The 13,688-nt window shown below is 61.4% G+C and carries 15 protein-coding genes and 1 tRNA gene; 7 read left to right on the top strand and 9 right to left on the bottom strand.

Going from position 1 to position 13,688, the window contains the following annotated elements; all coding sequences use genetic code 11:
- The first annotated feature begins 129 nt into the window (after window positions 1–129).
- On the top strand, window positions 130–2,034 hold the full coding sequence (locus AC4PTB_RS07080) for an FkbM family methyltransferase (RefSeq protein WP_492192324.1): 1,905 nt from the start codon (window positions 130–132) through the stop codon (window positions 2,032–2,034).
- Between the two features lie 386 nt (window positions 2,035–2,420).
- Here AC4PTB_RS07080 and AC4PTB_RS07085 read toward each other — a convergent pair whose 3' ends face one another.
- On the bottom strand, window positions 2,421–2,840 hold the full coding sequence (locus AC4PTB_RS07085) for a VOC family protein (protein ID WP_492192325.1): 420 nt from the start codon (window positions 2,838–2,840) through the stop codon (window positions 2,421–2,423).
- 300 nt (window positions 2,841–3,140) lie between these two features.
- On the opposite strand from AC4PTB_RS07085, the gene AC4PTB_RS07090 reads away from it, so the two are divergent.
- Window positions 3,141–3,497, top strand: a complete 357-nt coding sequence (locus tag AC4PTB_RS07090; protein ID WP_492192326.1) for a hypothetical protein — start codon at window positions 3,141–3,143, stop codon at window positions 3,495–3,497.
- A 37-nt stretch (window positions 3,498–3,534) separates the two neighbouring features.
- Complete coding sequence (locus AC4PTB_RS07095; RefSeq protein WP_492192327.1) at window positions 3,535–3,999, top strand: DUF411 domain-containing protein; 465 nt, start codon at window positions 3,535–3,537, stop codon at window positions 3,997–3,999.
- A 398-nt stretch (window positions 4,000–4,397) separates the two neighbouring features.
- Here AC4PTB_RS07095 and AC4PTB_RS07100 read toward each other — a convergent pair whose 3' ends face one another.
- The gene (locus AC4PTB_RS07100) at window positions 4,398–5,402 is read right to left on the bottom strand and encodes a ParA family protein (protein WP_492192328.1); all 1,005 of its coding nucleotides are present in this window, start codon (window positions 5,400–5,402) and stop codon (window positions 4,398–4,400) included.
- A gap of 463 nt (window positions 5,403–5,865) precedes the next feature.
- Between AC4PTB_RS07100 and AC4PTB_RS07105 the strand changes: the two genes are divergently transcribed.
- Both AC4PTB_RS07105 and AC4PTB_RS07110 read left to right on the top strand, forming a co-directional pair.
- On the top strand, window positions 5,866–6,243 hold the full coding sequence (locus AC4PTB_RS07105) for a hypothetical protein (protein ID WP_492192329.1): 378 nt from the start codon (window positions 5,866–5,868) through the stop codon (window positions 6,241–6,243).
- Between the two features lie 521 nt (window positions 6,244–6,764).
- Complete coding sequence (locus tag AC4PTB_RS07110; protein WP_492192330.1) at window positions 6,765–8,846, top strand: hypothetical protein; 2,082 nt, start codon at window positions 6,765–6,767, stop codon at window positions 8,844–8,846.
- A gap of 41 nt (window positions 8,847–8,887) precedes the next feature.
- Here the strand turns inward: AC4PTB_RS07110 and AC4PTB_RS07115 are convergent.
- Window positions 8,888–8,957: transfer RNA gene (locus tag AC4PTB_RS07115), tRNA-Ile, on the bottom strand.
- Window positions 8,958–9,360: 403 nt separating this feature from the next.
- On the bottom strand, window positions 9,361–9,615 hold the full coding sequence (locus AC4PTB_RS07120) for a HigA family addiction module antitoxin (protein ID WP_492192331.1): 255 nt from the start codon (window positions 9,613–9,615) through the stop codon (window positions 9,361–9,363).
- A gap of 382 nt (window positions 9,616–9,997) precedes the next feature.
- Here AC4PTB_RS07120 and AC4PTB_RS07125 point away from each other — a divergent pair, with 382 nt between their 5' ends.
- The gene (locus tag AC4PTB_RS07125; protein WP_492192332.1) at window positions 9,998–10,219 is read left to right on the top strand and encodes a hypothetical protein; all 222 of its coding nucleotides are present in this window, start codon (window positions 9,998–10,000) and stop codon (window positions 10,217–10,219) included.
- On the top strand, window positions 10,219–10,635 hold the full coding sequence (locus tag AC4PTB_RS07130; RefSeq protein WP_492192333.1) for a type II toxin-antitoxin system death-on-curing family toxin: 417 nt from the start codon (window positions 10,219–10,221) through the stop codon (window positions 10,633–10,635). The genes AC4PTB_RS07125 and AC4PTB_RS07130 overlap by 1 nt, the downstream gene beginning before the upstream one ends.
- A 157-nt stretch (window positions 10,636–10,792) precedes the next feature.
- On the opposite strand, the gene AC4PTB_RS07135 is transcribed toward AC4PTB_RS07130, so the two are convergent.
- The 5 genes from AC4PTB_RS07135 to AC4PTB_RS07155 all read right to left on the bottom strand — a co-directional run bounded on the left by AC4PTB_RS07135 (window position 10,793) and on the right by AC4PTB_RS07155 (window position 13,686).
- Entirely contained in the window at window positions 10,793–11,590 is a 798-nt protein-coding gene (locus AC4PTB_RS07135) for a DNA adenine methylase (protein WP_241772243.1), read from the bottom strand.
- A gap of 180 nt (window positions 11,591–11,770) precedes the next feature.
- On the bottom strand, window positions 11,771–12,118 hold the full coding sequence (locus AC4PTB_RS07140) for a hypothetical protein (protein WP_492192334.1): 348 nt from the start codon (window positions 12,116–12,118) through the stop codon (window positions 11,771–11,773).
- Between the two features lie 18 nt (window positions 12,119–12,136).
- Window positions 12,137–12,811: an NlpC/P60 family protein gene (locus tag AC4PTB_RS07145; RefSeq protein ID WP_492192335.1), complete on the bottom strand. Its 675-nt coding sequence runs from the start codon at window positions 12,809–12,811 to the stop codon at window positions 12,137–12,139.
- 1 nt (window position 12,812) lies between these two features.
- On the bottom strand, window positions 12,813–13,133 hold the full coding sequence (locus AC4PTB_RS07150) for a phage holin family protein (protein WP_492192336.1): 321 nt from the start codon (window positions 13,131–13,133) through the stop codon (window positions 12,813–12,815).
- Window positions 13,134–13,194: 61 nt separating this feature from the next.
- Window positions 13,195–13,686, bottom strand: a complete 492-nt coding sequence (locus tag AC4PTB_RS07155) for a DUF4376 domain-containing protein (protein WP_492192337.1) — start codon at window positions 13,684–13,686, stop codon at window positions 13,195–13,197.
- Window positions 13,687–13,688 lie beyond the last annotated feature (2 nt).

The raw sequence follows: 13,688 nt of genomic DNA on the forward strand, positions 1-13,688 counted from the left end.
GCCGCGTTTTCCGCGCAGCCGCCGCGCGTTTTCACTTGATCCCGTGGCCGGAACGCAGGAGGGTCGCCGGACCGCCCCTGCCTTCCTGTTCAACCCGGGTTTCTCTCTTTCATGACGATCGCAAACGACTTGACACCCCCCCCCGCGCGACCGGGTCCGCTGGCGGTGATCGCCTGCCAGCGTAACGAGGCGATGTGGCTGCTCGAATGGGTGGCCTTCCAGCATGCCGCGGGGTTCGATCGCGTCTTCGTCGTCTCGAACGATTGCAGCGACGGTTCGGACCGGATGCTGGACCGGCTGGCCGAGATGGGCGAGGTCGTGCATCTGCGCCAGCAGACCCAGCCCGGCGAAGCGCCGCAGGTGACCGGCTGCGCGCTGGCGCTGGCGCATCCGCAGATGGCCGATGTCGACTGGGCGTTTCACTGCGATATCGATGAATTTCTCAATGTGACCTGCGGCGCGGGCCGGGTGGCCGATCTGATCGGGACGGTGCTGCAGGCCGGTCCCACCGATTGCATCGCCGTGAACTGGCGCATGTTCGGCTCGGCCGGGCGACGCAGCTGGGACGGCGGCGCGGTTCTGCCAAGCTTCACCCTGACCGAGGCGGAGCTGCGCAAGGGCCGCACGATGCAGAAATGCCTGTTCCGTCCCGATGTTTTCGCGGCGGTGCATTGCCACATGCCCAAGCATCCGCGCAAGGCGGAGCCGGTTCTGCGCAGCAGCGCCGGGGTGGAAATGCCCAATGCGCCGTTGTTCGTGCCGGCGCAGATGCGGCATCTGACCGCCACGCCCGAGATGTTCGGCTGGGAGAATGCGACGCTCAATCACTATGCGATCCGCGCGCAGGATGTGTTCCTGCTCAAGAACCTGCGCGGCGACGGGATGAGCCTGACGCATCAGAAATACCGTCTGGGCTCGCCGTTCTGGGCCTTCGCCGAGCGGGCCGAGATCGAGGACCGCACGATCTTGCGGCATTGGCCCGAGGTGGCGGCGCGGCTGGAGCGCTATCGCGCCGACCCGGAGATCCGCGCGCTCGAGGCCGAGGCGCTGGCCGCGCACGCCCGGCTGCGGGCAGAGATCCTGGACCAGCAAGGCCGGTTCGGCTGGCACGATCCCGCGCCGGTGCTGCCGGTGCAGAAGCTGCGCGGGGCGCATCTGCCCGATACCGCCGCGGCGATGCGGTTCCTGCTGGCGCATCTGCCGCGCGAGCGTCGTACGGTGGTGCTCGATGTCGGCGCCAACCCGATCGCCCCGCCGCCCTATCGGGCGCTTCTGGCGCTGCAGGGCTGCGACGTGATCGGTTTCGAGCCGCAGCCCGAGGCCTTCGCGGCGCTGCAGGCCAAGCCCTCGCCGCGGGAGCGGTATTTCCCCCATGCGGTGGGCGACGGGACGGTGCAGGAGCTGAAGATCTTCCGGTTCAGCGGCATGACATCGGTGTTCGAGCCCTATCTTCCCTCGATCGCGCTCTTGGGCAAGCCGCGGATGGGCCGGGTGATCGAGCGGGTCGAGCTGCCGACGGTGGCGCTGGACGCGCTGCCCGAGATCGGCCGGATCGATCTGCTCAAGATCGACATTCAGGGCGGCGAGCTGGCGGTGTTTCAGGGCGCGCGCCAGACGCTTGCGCAGGCGGTCGCGGTGATCGTCGAGCTGCGTCACCTGCGGCTTTACGAGGGCGAGCCGATGGCGGCCGGGGTCGATCAGGAGCTGCGCGCGCAGGGCTTCGTGCTGCACAAGTTCCTGTTCAACAAGTCGATGCCGGTTGCCAATTCGCAGCTGGCGCGGCTGTCGCGCGCGGCCAGCGCCGATCAGCTGGTCGATGGCGATGCGGTCTATCTGCGCGACCTGAGCACCCTCGGCGCGATTGACGACGAGGGTCTGGTGCAGCTGGCCATTCTGGCCGCCTCGGTCTTTGACAGCCACACCATTGCTCTGGCCTGCCTTGATGCGCTGGCGGCAAGGGGGCGGGTTCCGGCAACCCTGGCGCAGAGCTATGTCGACCAACTGCCCGCCCGCCTGCGCAGCGATCCGGCGTAAGCCGGTGGCGGTTGGCGGTCAGGTTCTGCCCGGGACCGAGGGGACGCTGAACCCGCGGGCGGCATAAGGGCCGGTTATACCCTCGCAAGACAGGGCGCCGCTTGGCGCCCCGCCGAATGCTTGTTGCCGCGCGCGACAGACGCGACGGCGTTCGGGTCGCGGTATGAGGCGCCCAAGGCGTGGGTCGCCCAGGCGCTCACGACGCCGACCAAACCGGAGGCCAACGCCTGGAGGGACCGCAATAATCAAGTGCGATCAGCGCCTTAAGCTGTATCAGCGTGGTTTGTCGGGGCTATGAAAATCAATAGCTTGCAGGGCAGTTTGTATCACCCGTTTCCGCGTGTGGCCCGGTCTCGCGCCGCTGTCGGATGCCTGACCGACGTGGCCTAGAAGGCGATGGTGACCGAGGGCGCGCTGCGCTGCGCCGCGCCCTGATAGACCGCCTCGATGTTGTTGCCATCCGGGTCCAGCACGAAGGCGGCATAATAACCCGGATGATAGGCCCGGATGCCGGGAGCGCCATTGTCGCGCCCGCCATGCGCCAAGGCCGCGCGGTAGAACGCGTCAACCGTTTCGCGGTCCTGCGCCTGAAAGGCCAGATGATGCCGCCCCGTCAGCGCGCCCGAAGCGGCCGGGCTGTCGGCGGAAGACACGACAAGCTCGTCGGCGATGAAGTAGCCGTTCCCGGTGCTCAGAACCGGGATCCCCAGGACGGACAACACCGCCGTATAGAAGTTTTCGCTTGCGGGCAGGTCGCGCACGACAAGCTGAATGTGATCGATCAGGCGGCCACGGTGCAGTTGCATTGCTTTGCATCCTTTTCAGTGCAGGCTCGGGACGAAGCTAGGCACAATTCCGAAGGATCGGTAAGGGCTGGACCGCCCCTTGCGACGTTTCGGTCCAGCGCCAGCGCCGATGATCCGCGCGCGGCAGGCCGATCGGCGGCAGGAAGTCTTGCCCACATTCGCCCGGTCAGCACCGGCGCGGGATCCGGGGCTGACCGTGATGCCGCAGCGTCATGGCGGAAGGGAACCGGGATTGCCGCCACGCATCGCTCCTGAAATCGTCACCTGACAACAGCCTCGCCCCGTGCCATGCATGCGCCCATGCGGATTCTTTGCGCCCTGCTTCGCCTCAGCCTGATCGCCGTCTTTCTGGCGGCGCTTGGCACGGCTGCGCCCGTGGTCGCCGCGCCGGACGCCTGTCCGCATCCCGGCGCCGATTGCGCGCAGGACAGGGGCGCGGGCCATCATGCGATGGTCCCCGATGCGAAACCGTCGCCCAAGACCACCACTTTCGCGCCGGAAGGCTGCCTGCAGCATTGTCTGGGCGCCTCGCTGACGCCCGAACCGATGCAGCCCGCCGCAAGGGCCGAGCGCATCTCGGGCCTCGTTCCGCCTGCGGTTCCGTTGCGGCTGGCGCTGCTTTCCCCCGAACCGGAGGGGCCGCCGCCCCGCCTCTGATCTTCGCCACGTTCCCATTCCTGAACCGGAGATCATCATGACCAAACTTTCCCGCCGCACCGTTCTGGCCCTTGTCGCCGGGTGCCTTGCCAGCGCACCGCTGCGCGCCGCCGCGCCAGTGGCGATCACTGTCGTCAAGGACCCCGATTGCGGCTGCTGCGAGGCCTGGATCGATATTCTGCGCGCCGACGGCTTTGCCGTGACGACACAGGTGATCGACTATGACGCGCTGCAGGCGCTCAAGGGGCAAAGCGGCATCCCCGAGCCGATGCGCTCGTGTCACACCGCCCGGGTCGAGGGCTATGTGATCGAGGGCCACGTTCCCCCCGCCGACATCCGCCGATTGCTGGCCGAGCGCCCCGCGGCGCTGGGGCTGGCGGTGCCCGGCATGCCGCTTGGCGCTCCCGGCATGGGCCCCGAGGATCAGCGCGAGGCCTATGACGTGCATCTGATCACGGCGGACGGGCAAAACCGGATCTTTGCCCATTACGACGCGGCCTGAACGCGACCCTGTGCGGCGCCCTGCGGGTCTGACATTCCGGCGGGGCGCCCGATTTTGCGGGCCGGATGAGACCTGGTGCGCGATGATCGAACGGCCCAGTCTGGGCGAAACGGCGCGCGTCTGGGCGCGGATCGCGGCGTTGTCCTCTCGCGGACCGGCGGGGGGGGGAGCGCGGACGTATCGGCCCTTTGCGGACCTTCATGGGAGGCGCAGCAGATGTCCGGTTTCACGTCTTGACGGCCAGTCGGGCCAGGCACAGCATACAGCCGCACTCGCGACCCGCCTACGCTACGCGATGGCTCTAGGAATTGGCACCTACAGGCCTATGCACTCACTCGCGTACTCAACTCGGCGCAGCATCTGTACTGCGCCGAGCTATGGGGTAGACGGAATCTCTTCTATTGGAATTCCGGGTCTATTACCGCCTCCATGGTCTGCACAATATCCATAAAGAGCTTCGCACTATCTTTTGCCTTTGTGATATGGGCGCCATTTAGCCCATCCTTCCCTGTGCAGTAGAAAATTGGCTTCTTTGCATCCATTGAGTATGGAATTAGGCTATGTAGATTCTGAATTTTCCCGAGTTCAAAGTCGTCATCCCCCCAATCTATGACCTGATCTATCTCTGCGAGCTTATCGATGATATTTCTTTTGATGGCAGGAAATAGCTCGCTGCCATATATCTCCCACCCTTTTGTCATTCCTGTCGGATTTGACCTAACGTTATGTTGCTGAACTACATAACCAAGGTATCTGGGTCTCCCGCTAGGGATAGAAAAACTCATACCCTCGCAGCTCTGATGAATTTGATCCCATCCAGAGCGCCATGCCCGCAGTTTGCGCCCTAAATTCTCAGTGCCTTGCAGGGAAAACAAGTCTGGAGCAACTGGGGTGATGAAGTAGTCAGCGGATGCTAGAACGGCACGATTCAAAGCGCCGAGATTCGGCCCAAGGTCGATTAGAACGATGTCCGCTTTTACCTTGCTTGCAGCATTGATGATATATCTATGAATAGCAGACTGAGCCCTAACCGCCGCTTCGCTGCCGCCTCGCGCTGCGTTCCACGTATCGCCAAGCGTGTCCTCAAAGTCACTTAGACGTAAGTCTCCAGGAACTATGTATAGGTCGCCTTTGCAGTTTACCACCTTTGAAGGCCCGCGATCACGGACATCACCCAAGCCTTGATAGACTGGCATGATATTGGCGAATATGCTGTTACCATCCGGATTCCAGGATCGCTTAATTTCTCGATCGGTAAGGCTATAGGCTGTCAGATTGCACTGACTATCACAATCTACCATCAAGACGCTCTTTCCACGCTGAGATAGCAAGTGTGCCACATGATACATATAGGTCGTCTTTCCGACGCCGCCTTTGTTGTTGAAAATTGCGATAATCTTCAAGCGATTCATCCCTTCATCGAATTGATTTCGATCAATAGTTAGAGACTTTTTGCGCCAAGTTGCAAGGAGGATTTTTCATCGTTGCACCGGCATAGTCTAACTTGGCAGATGGAGCTAGTTTGCTGAGGTACAGATGAGCTGCCAGATAGCTGTGATCGGTGCCAGACTGACGTTCACGCCGTTAGCCTGATTGCCGCTTTGTGCGGCCTTGGCCATACATCCGATGCACGGCGAAAGTCCGCTTTCCGCCCTCCGCGACGACGAATCGATCGACGTGCTCGGCCCTGATCCGCCGGTCGCATCATTGAGCGCTGCGCTCCAAACCAGCCGTTCCGGTACGGCGCAGCGATGGGGCCGAGCAATCCATTGAACACGGGAGTGCTCGGCGCAGCATGATGTGCTACGCTCGCGCGAAAAGCGGGGAGTGGCCCCGAGTGGGTCAATTCAACAACAAGTGTTTCAGATGCAAAAATGGTCCGACGCCGTAGATATAATCACAAAGATCGCTGCCCTTTTGGTTGTGGTAGGTGCCATAGCGCTACCATCGATCAGGATTCTCGACTGCAAGATGGGCGGCGGAGAAGAGTTAAGCGCATTATTGGGCCTCGCGGCGGCCTTTGCGCTTTTGATTGTGGCTTTCATTGGCGTTTGGAGGCTTTCGGACCTCATCGCTGAGAGCCTGTCATTGAATGCAAGCATCCGCGCCAAAACCATTATATCCCTTATAATCGTCTTGCTCGGTTATGGAGCAATAGGCTCAGTTGGCAATTTTGCGCTTTCTGAATGGGCTTCGGCTTCTAGGGCCTGCCCAAACGCGGAAACGCAAGGCGATCAGCAGTGATTTTGGAGATAAATTCCCCTGGACGGAATAAGTCGACCAGGGCTATCAGGCTAAACCGAGGGGATCATCATTGGCCGCTTTCCGCCCTCTGTGATGGCGACGAACCGATCAACGTCCCTGGCCCGAGGCCGCCGGTCGCATCATTAAGTGCCGTGCTCCGAAGCAGCCATTCATGCGCACCGTAGCGAGGGGCCGGGCGGTCCAAGGCTGTCGGTCGTGCGGCGGACAGCGCAAAGCCTGTCGCCGTAGCACAGAGCGGCGGAGTTGCTACTGCACTCCCGAGTTGGCAGCCGTTCGGGAAGGCGTCGCTAAAAAGTTTCCTTATGCCGCCGTGATTGTGGCAGGCTACAATGAAGGCTTCGGAGCACGATACGAGCGTGAGACCTTTGCTGCTTACAAAACTGCTTTCTCCGATGGAGGGCATTGAGTAATTGACCGAACAAGGCTTATGCTGAGAATGAAATTTGGAACTGACATGGTGCAGCGCGCGAAGAGTAGCCCTTTTAGGGATGGGAGTGGGGATGGCTGGTGAGGAACACGTATTTCCGCGCGATTCGCAGGAGATATTCGCGGATTTGCGCATTCTCGCAACCTCAGATGGGGCAATTCATGGAATTTCAGAGCTAATATATCGTGATTGGGTCTATACAATCGACACGAAAGACCGAACGGTGGTAGCTGATCCTGATCACCGCTGGTCGACTGCTCGCCTAAATAAGCCGGAATTGATGCTTCTACTAGGATTAGCTGTCCAGTCTGATTCTGATCGAACATATACTATGCTCGGCGACGTCTCAGTTTTCATGTCGGAGGCTGATCGCCTTCTTCGGGAGCTTCACGACCGGATTATGGACGACGTAGCGGCTGAGTTGCAGAAAAATCAACTTGATGCTGATAGTTCCCTTGAAGCGGTAGGCCCGATGGCTCAAGAATCCATCTATTATTCCGCAGAAAGCTTTTATCTCCATCAATTCCCATTATTTATTCGGCAAAGATACCGGTCAGACCGTGACTGGCTTTTGAGAGAAAAGGGCGTCTCCATTCTCCCAATGTTAGAAATAATTCAGTTTATCTCGGATTGGACTAATCGACAGATGACAGCGGTTGGCCATCGCCGCAAATCTGGCGCCGCCCTGAATAGCGATGACTTGACACAGAGCCTCATGATCCCGATCATCGAGCTTCGACGGAAGTTTAAGGGCAAGGCAGAGGCGTTCGTCCGATTGTTCTCGATCAATTTGACCGGGGCCAACCAGGGCTTCACCGATCCTTTCTCGCTCAACGAAACCATGCTTCGCCCGCTCGTTTGCATAGGTGAGTTATTGTATGTTCCCAATCAGTATCGGCTCTTCGAAGCACTTTATGAGAGCCCTTTCTACTGGATGATGCAGGACAAGAATTATATGGAGGTCGCCAAGAAAAACCGCGGCGAGTTCCTTGAAACTACTACGGGATACCTCCTTCGATCTGTATTCGGTCAAGAGAACGTCCATGAAAACGTGACCCTGTACAAAAGTGGAAGGAGGGACAAGGCGGGTGAGATTGACATCCTCGTCACTTACGGAGAGTTCGTGTTGGTCGTTCAGGCAAAATCGAAGAGGATCACGATGCAGGCTCGGGCCGGTGATATGGCTGCCTTGCGCCGTGATTTTCATAATGCGATCCAAGCTCCCTATGGCCAAGCGCTGACCTGTGCGCGGTTGATTAGGGAAGGCGCCTCCTGCGTTCGGCCCGACGGAAGAAAAATCGAGGTGCGCCGAGTAAACCGATTGTTCCCTATGGTAGTGCTGAGCGATCCATTCCCTTCAGTAACATTGCTGGCCCACCACCTTCTCGAACGCGAGCAAGAGATCGCACCTGTCATCTGGGATCTTGGGGTGTTGGATTGCGCATCCCGAGTTTTTCCTGACCCGGTAGACATGATCTTCTACCTGAAGAGCCGATCGGATTTTTATGACCAAGTTTTGTCGGAAAGCGAGCACTGCTTCATGGGGTTCCACCTAACACACAAGCTCGCCTTGCCAGATGAATTTCAACGTATGGTCATCGAAAGGGATTTTGCGCAGCCGGTCGACGACTTCATGATGCCCTTCGATGTCGGGGTAGCTGGAATTCGCCCGGCGGGGATACTTGAGCGCTTCGATGTGCCGATTGTGACGGATCTTCTGAGAGAGCTGAAGTTAAGGGGGCCAGAAACCGCCGCAGTAGTCGTTGACCTATACGACTTTTCAAGTGCAATGCTTAATGACCTTGCCGCATACATAATTAAAATGCGAGAGGAGGTCGCTGCGGGAAAGGCGCTCAAGGCACTTTCAATCCCGACCAAGGTCGGTGGGCTGAGTTACGTTATCGTTGACCATATGAGTGACCATTCACGCTCGGCCGCAATCGCTATCGGCAGAAGGCACAAGTACGAAACCCGAAGCTCGTACTGGTACGTCATCGTTGATTGTATTCAAACCCCCAACCCTATCGATGAGCTTGGGTGCCTTGTCTGGGAGTGGCAAGAAGATCAAGACGAGCAGGTCTTTTCAGGCCACGTTTCAAACTGTTTTCGGTCAAAACGCTCGTTTATAACGGTAGGTGATGCTTCGAAAGCCTGATGAGCCTTATATGGCGAAGGGTGCCCGAAGGCACCCTTCTAATCTCCCGGCAGGACTCGAACCCGCGACCCCCGGTTTATTAGACCGGCGCTCTATCCAGCTGAGCTACGAAAGCACATGACCCCTAACTGGTAATCCGAAGCCAAGACATCAAGGGCAATTGGAAAAATTTCTCTTTTCTCCTGTGGCGCTGCGGCATTTCTATACTGCCAGCTGAAATTATGGCCGGTTTTGGTCAGCGTGGATCTTTTGCGCAACGCTCCCTTTGCGACGCGGAAGGGACGCTTTCCTGCGCGTCGCGTCGATCCCCATGGAGCCAGTGAACGGCGGCTATCGCAGGTTTCTGCAGTTGCAATGCCGCGCCCTCACATGCCGCTCCCCGCCCTCTGCGTCGGTGCGATCCCATGCACCGCGCCCCGATGACTGAGGGCCAAGGGCTGCGATTGCCTCTTCTGCGATTCGTTCGAACGGCCGCGCCGTTGATCGTCCATCCTGCCCGCGGGGGCTCCGGGGCTCAGGTCGCCTGCATCGGCTGAATGAAAGAAACGTCAACAGTCTTGCGCGCGCGATCAAGGTCATAGGCGCGTTGCAGGTTCATCCAGAATTCGGCGGTGTTGCCGAAGAACCTGGACAGGCGCAGCGCGGTATCTGCGGTCAGCGCCGTTTCCCCCTTCACAAGCCGTTCAATCCGGGTGCGCGGGACACCGAGCTTCTTGGCAAGCGCGCCCGTGCTCAGATCGAGAGCGGAGAGGAACAGCTCGTCCAGCACTGCACCGGGGTGCGATGGGTTCGCTAGCGTGATCACCTTTGTTCCCCCTTCACTGGTCGTCCACAATCTCGACCTCTGCCGGGCCGGTTTCGGTTGCCTCAATGTGAGGCACCCTTTCACCGGTTGAAAAGTAAAGACAAAAATTACTTGGCGCCATCCTGCGTGGACTTACCCCCGCCGGTCCTGTTTGTGAGGAGGGGCAAGCCTGAAGGCGCCCCGGTCTCTCGCAGCTTCCAGGGTCATTGGCGCAAATGCTGTCAACCGCGCGTTCGTGCGGATCTAGCTGCGACATGGTTGTCAACTGCTTCTTTACAACTTACATTCAACTAGTCCTTGAGACAGGAACTCAACTGATCCTTCGTCCAGGATTCGCGAGGAAGCTATGTCGTTCATGATGATGAACTCCTTCTGCCCGGTCTGTGGTCGTTGCCACGGGCACGTCGCGCATGAGTCGGCAGAGCACCTTCGCGTTTCTTCTCTGATCGCAGCGAACAACAACTTCAAGTTTGAAGCCGAACCGGCGGTTCGCAAGCGCATGACAGCTCGTGAGGCTATGGCGATCACGAAGGTTCGCTACAAAGAGACTCTTGATTATTTGGCCTGATGCTTCGGTTCGAGCCGCTGCCCGATCCTGAGGACACGATATTCCTCACACGGGAAGATGTCGATTTCTTCCATGAGGAAGTTCTCCTGGCAGAACAGATTCGAGGCTACAAACGTCTTGACGATCTGCTTGGAGCGATAGGTCGGCCCCAAAGCGCCTTCCATTATGAGAGCGGTTGCGATCTGGTTCGGGTCGCAGCCTATTATTGGCATGGGATTTCGACCAGTCATGGCTATATTGATGGCAACAAACGAACGGGCTTTTCTAGTGCAAACAACTTTTTGTTGATGAATGGCGTGCTGTTCGAAGCGCCAGATTTGAGCCTTGGGCCTTTGGTGGAGTACCTCTTCAAGAAAGAGCGGTTCAGGCTGGACGTGCTCGAAGATATACTTCGTCGTCACTGTCATTGGGCATGATATAACGCAGCCGTGCCGCCTCTTCTCTCGCCGCGTATCTAACCGCGCTCGCGGGCCGAGGTGCGCTTCACATCGTGGCGGCGCTTTCGGGCGCGGTCGTCGCGTTCAGACGGCGCAGGCCCTCGCGTTCAAGGGCCCACGCCTTTCCCTTCCCTCGCTACCTCCCATTCCCGCGGATCAGCAGCTCGGCCGCGGGGATGCTTTGGCCTTTCCCGGCGATCGAATAGGTGGTGCGGACCGGCTCGATCTCTGCCCAAGAGAAAATCTCGCGGATCTCGGGCACGTCGTTGATCGAGAGCAGGAACCGCCCCTTGAGGCCGCGCAGCCCATCCGCCAAGCGCTGGAAATCGTCGCGGCTGAACAGATCCTTGCCGTAATCGCTCTCGCAGCCCCAATAGGGCGGGTCGAGGTAAAACAGCGTCTCGGGCGCGTCATAGCGCTGGATGAAGGCGCCGAAATCCAGGCATTCGATCACCACGCCCGAGAGGCGCGCGTGCAGATCCTCCAGCATCGGTTCCAGCGTCAGCAGGTTGAAGCGGCCGGGCCGATCGCGGCTGACGCCGAAGTTGCGGCCGCTGACCTTGCCGCCGAACGCGGTGCGCTGGAGGTAGAGGAACCGCGCGGCGCGTTCGAGATCGGTGAGGGTGTCCGGCCGGGTCGCAAGCAGGCGCTCGAACTCGCTGCGGACCGTCAGCTGGAAGCGCAGGATTTCGAGGAACTGCGGATAATGCCGCTGCAGGATCCGGAACAGGTTCGCAATGTCGCGGCCCGCATCATTGATCACCTCGGCCCGCGGGCGGGCGCGGCGGCGCAGGAAGATCCCGCCCATGCCCACGAAGGGCTCACAATAGGTCCGGCAGGGGGTTTCGTCGAGGATCGTGCAGATCCGTTTCGCCAGGTTGCGTTTGCCGCCGAGCCAGGGTGCCGCAGGGGCAACCGGCGCGACGGGAATCATGGACTCCATCATCTGAGTATGTTCCAAGGGCCCTCCCTCGCGAGGGGGGAGCGGCCATGAGCTTGTGCTGGTCGACGGGGGTGCTTAGCGGTTTCCCCGTGTCGGAGGGGGTTGGCGCCCCCTCTGGCCTCCCAAGAGGCCAAAACGTCACTCGTTACAGAAATGTCCCGGCGGGCGGTCTCACCGGCTCAGGGCCGCGATCTTGGCCGCGGCGAGGTTTTTCAACACGCCATCGCGCGGCGCGAGGGCGCGGATGGCATCGGGGACCGAGGTCTGGGCATAGGCGACCGCATCCCGGGCGAGGAGGTCGAGATCGCGGCCGTCTTGCTGTCGCCCGCGCCGGGTCAGGGCGAGCTGCGCGCCGGTCATCAGCGCCTGATGCAAGGCCTCGCGCTGTGCGGCCTCGATCTCGATGCCCCAGCGCGCGCGCAGTTTTGCCGCCGCCCAGCCGATCAGCGCGGTGGTGATCGTGGCGAGGATCGGCAGCACGATCTGCGCGAGGATCGTGGCAAGAAGGGTGTCGGTCATCGGGGTCTCCCTTGTCGTTCAGGCTTCGTTGCTGGAGAGGTCGAGGCCCGCGGTGGTGAGGCGGACCGGTCGCCCGGTGACGGGCACGCCCGCGGGCCAGCGCGCGGCGAGCAGGCGCGTTTTTGCGATCCGGGTGATGGTGACGGCATCGGATTGGTTGCCGCCGAGGACGTGATAGGCGGTTGCATCCTCGCCGCGGTAAAAGCCGACATGGCCCTGCCAGCCGGAGGGGGCGCCGCGCCAGAAGACCAGCACCGCGCCGAAGACCGGCGCGACGGGATCGCCAAAGCGGCCCCAGGCGCGGGCGGCAAGCGGGGTGTCGGGCAGGATCACCCCGGGCAGCGCCGCGCGCAGGCAGCTTGCCACGAAGGCGCCGCACCAGGGCACGGCGCGCGGGTCTATGGCCTTGGCCGCCGTATCGAGCCAGTCGCGCAGCTGCGCCGTGTCGCGCCGCTCGTGCAGGCCCTGCAGCCGCAGCGCCTCGGCAATCCAGGGAATGTCGGGGCAGGGCGCCTTTGCGCCCATCAGCGCCGCGATGACCGGCCCGAAATCGCGCCCGGTCGCGAGCCCGCGGCTGCGCCCGAAGGCGAGGAGCGCGGCTTTCGTTTTCGGCCCGCAAAGCCCGTCGATCGGCCCCGGCTCAAAGCCGAGTGCCCGGAGCCGCATCTGCGCGGCCCGCCAGTCTGTCGTCATCTCACGACTCCTTGTTGTGGAAGAAGACCCGGGTCAGCGCCACCTGGGCGCCGCGCGGGCCGAGATAGGCGAGCGAGGCGACGACGCCGGTGGTGACGGTCCGCCCGAGCTCGAAATAGGCCGCCACCGCCTCGCCGATGATCGCCATGCCGACCGCGACGGGCAGCTCCCAGAGCAGCTCGCGGCTCAGGAACCGGCGCCTGCGCGCCCGCACCTCGGTCGAATGCCACATCAGCCGCCCGGCCAGCGCCGCCGCCATCGTGGTGACGGCACCGCCCCAGATGGCATCGACGAGCTCGACCAAACCCCTCGCATCGCTCATGATTCTGCCCTTTCGAGGCTTGCCGCCCGGCGGGCGGTGACGGTGACGGCGCCCGAAGGCATCAGAAGGTGAGGGCGACCGCGGCCGGGTCGGCGGCGGCGCGGATCTGCGCGGCCAGATCGGCTTCGCGGTCGAAACAGGCCTGCACATGGGCGCGCACGGCCAGCGCGAGGGCGATGATCTGCGGCGCGGTCAGCTCGACGAATGCGCCCGTCGCAAGCTTCCAGCGCACGGTTGCCTCCGGCTCGAGCCGGGCGGCCAGCGCCGCGGCGGTGAGGCGGCTCTGGCTCAGATCGTCGGTCTGGACGTGCAGGCCGTCGACCTCGATGCCGCGGGCGATGGCGGCGTCACGGGCGGCCGTGAGCGCGGCGAGGGCTTGAGCGACTGCCGTGCTGCGGTCCACCGGGATTTCGGAGGCGTCAACGATTTCGTAGGGCGCTCCGCTCGGAACGTCCTTGGCCGCGATCTGCTCGATGGTCAGGCCGCAGCCGAGAAACGGGATGATGACGCACGAACTGCCGTTCTGGTCTTTGAAGATGATGCGCTTTTCCATTT

The organism is Rhodobacter sp. 4.3.4 (assembly GCF_058724655.1).

Bases quoted from the DNA above. Each gene is read 5' to 3' on its own strand.
- AC4PTB_RS07125 (WP_492192332.1), top strand. From the start codon at position 9,998: ATGTCGTTCATGATGATGAACTCCTTCTGCCCGGTCTGTGGTCGTTGC.
- AC4PTB_RS07135 (WP_241772243.1), bottom strand. From the start codon at position 11,590: ATGATTCCCGTCGCGCCGGTTGCCCCTGCGGCACCCTGGCTCGGCGGC.
- AC4PTB_RS07145 (WP_492192335.1), bottom strand. From the start codon at position 12,811: ATGACGACAGACTGGCGGGCCGCGCAGATGCGGCTCCGGGCACTCGGC.
- AC4PTB_RS07130 (WP_492192333.1), top strand. From the start codon at position 10,219: ATGCTTCGGTTCGAGCCGCTGCCCGATCCTGAGGACACGATATTCCTC.
- AC4PTB_RS07150 (WP_492192336.1), bottom strand. From the start codon at position 13,133: ATGAGCGATGCGAGGGGTTTGGTCGAGCTCGTCGATGCCATCTGGGGC.
- AC4PTB_RS07110 (WP_492192330.1), top strand. From the start codon at position 6,765: ATGGCTGGTGAGGAACACGTATTTCCGCGCGATTCGCAGGAGATATTC.
- AC4PTB_RS07155 (WP_492192337.1), bottom strand. From the start codon at position 13,686: ATGGAAAAGCGCATCATCTTCAAAGACCAGAACGGCAGTTCGTGCGTC.
- AC4PTB_RS07105 (WP_492192329.1), top strand. From the start codon at position 5,866: ATGCAAAAATGGTCCGACGCCGTAGATATAATCACAAAGATCGCTGCC.
- AC4PTB_RS07095 (WP_492192327.1), top strand. From the start codon at position 3,535: ATGACCAAACTTTCCCGCCGCACCGTTCTGGCCCTTGTCGCCGGGTGC.
- AC4PTB_RS07140 (WP_492192334.1), bottom strand. From the start codon at position 12,118: ATGACCGACACCCTTCTTGCCACGATCCTCGCGCAGATCGTGCTGCCG.
- AC4PTB_RS07085 (WP_492192325.1), bottom strand. From the start codon at position 2,840: ATGCAACTGCACCGTGGCCGCCTGATCGATCACATTCAGCTTGTCGTG.
- AC4PTB_RS07090 (WP_492192326.1), top strand. From the start codon at position 3,141: ATGCGGATTCTTTGCGCCCTGCTTCGCCTCAGCCTGATCGCCGTCTTT.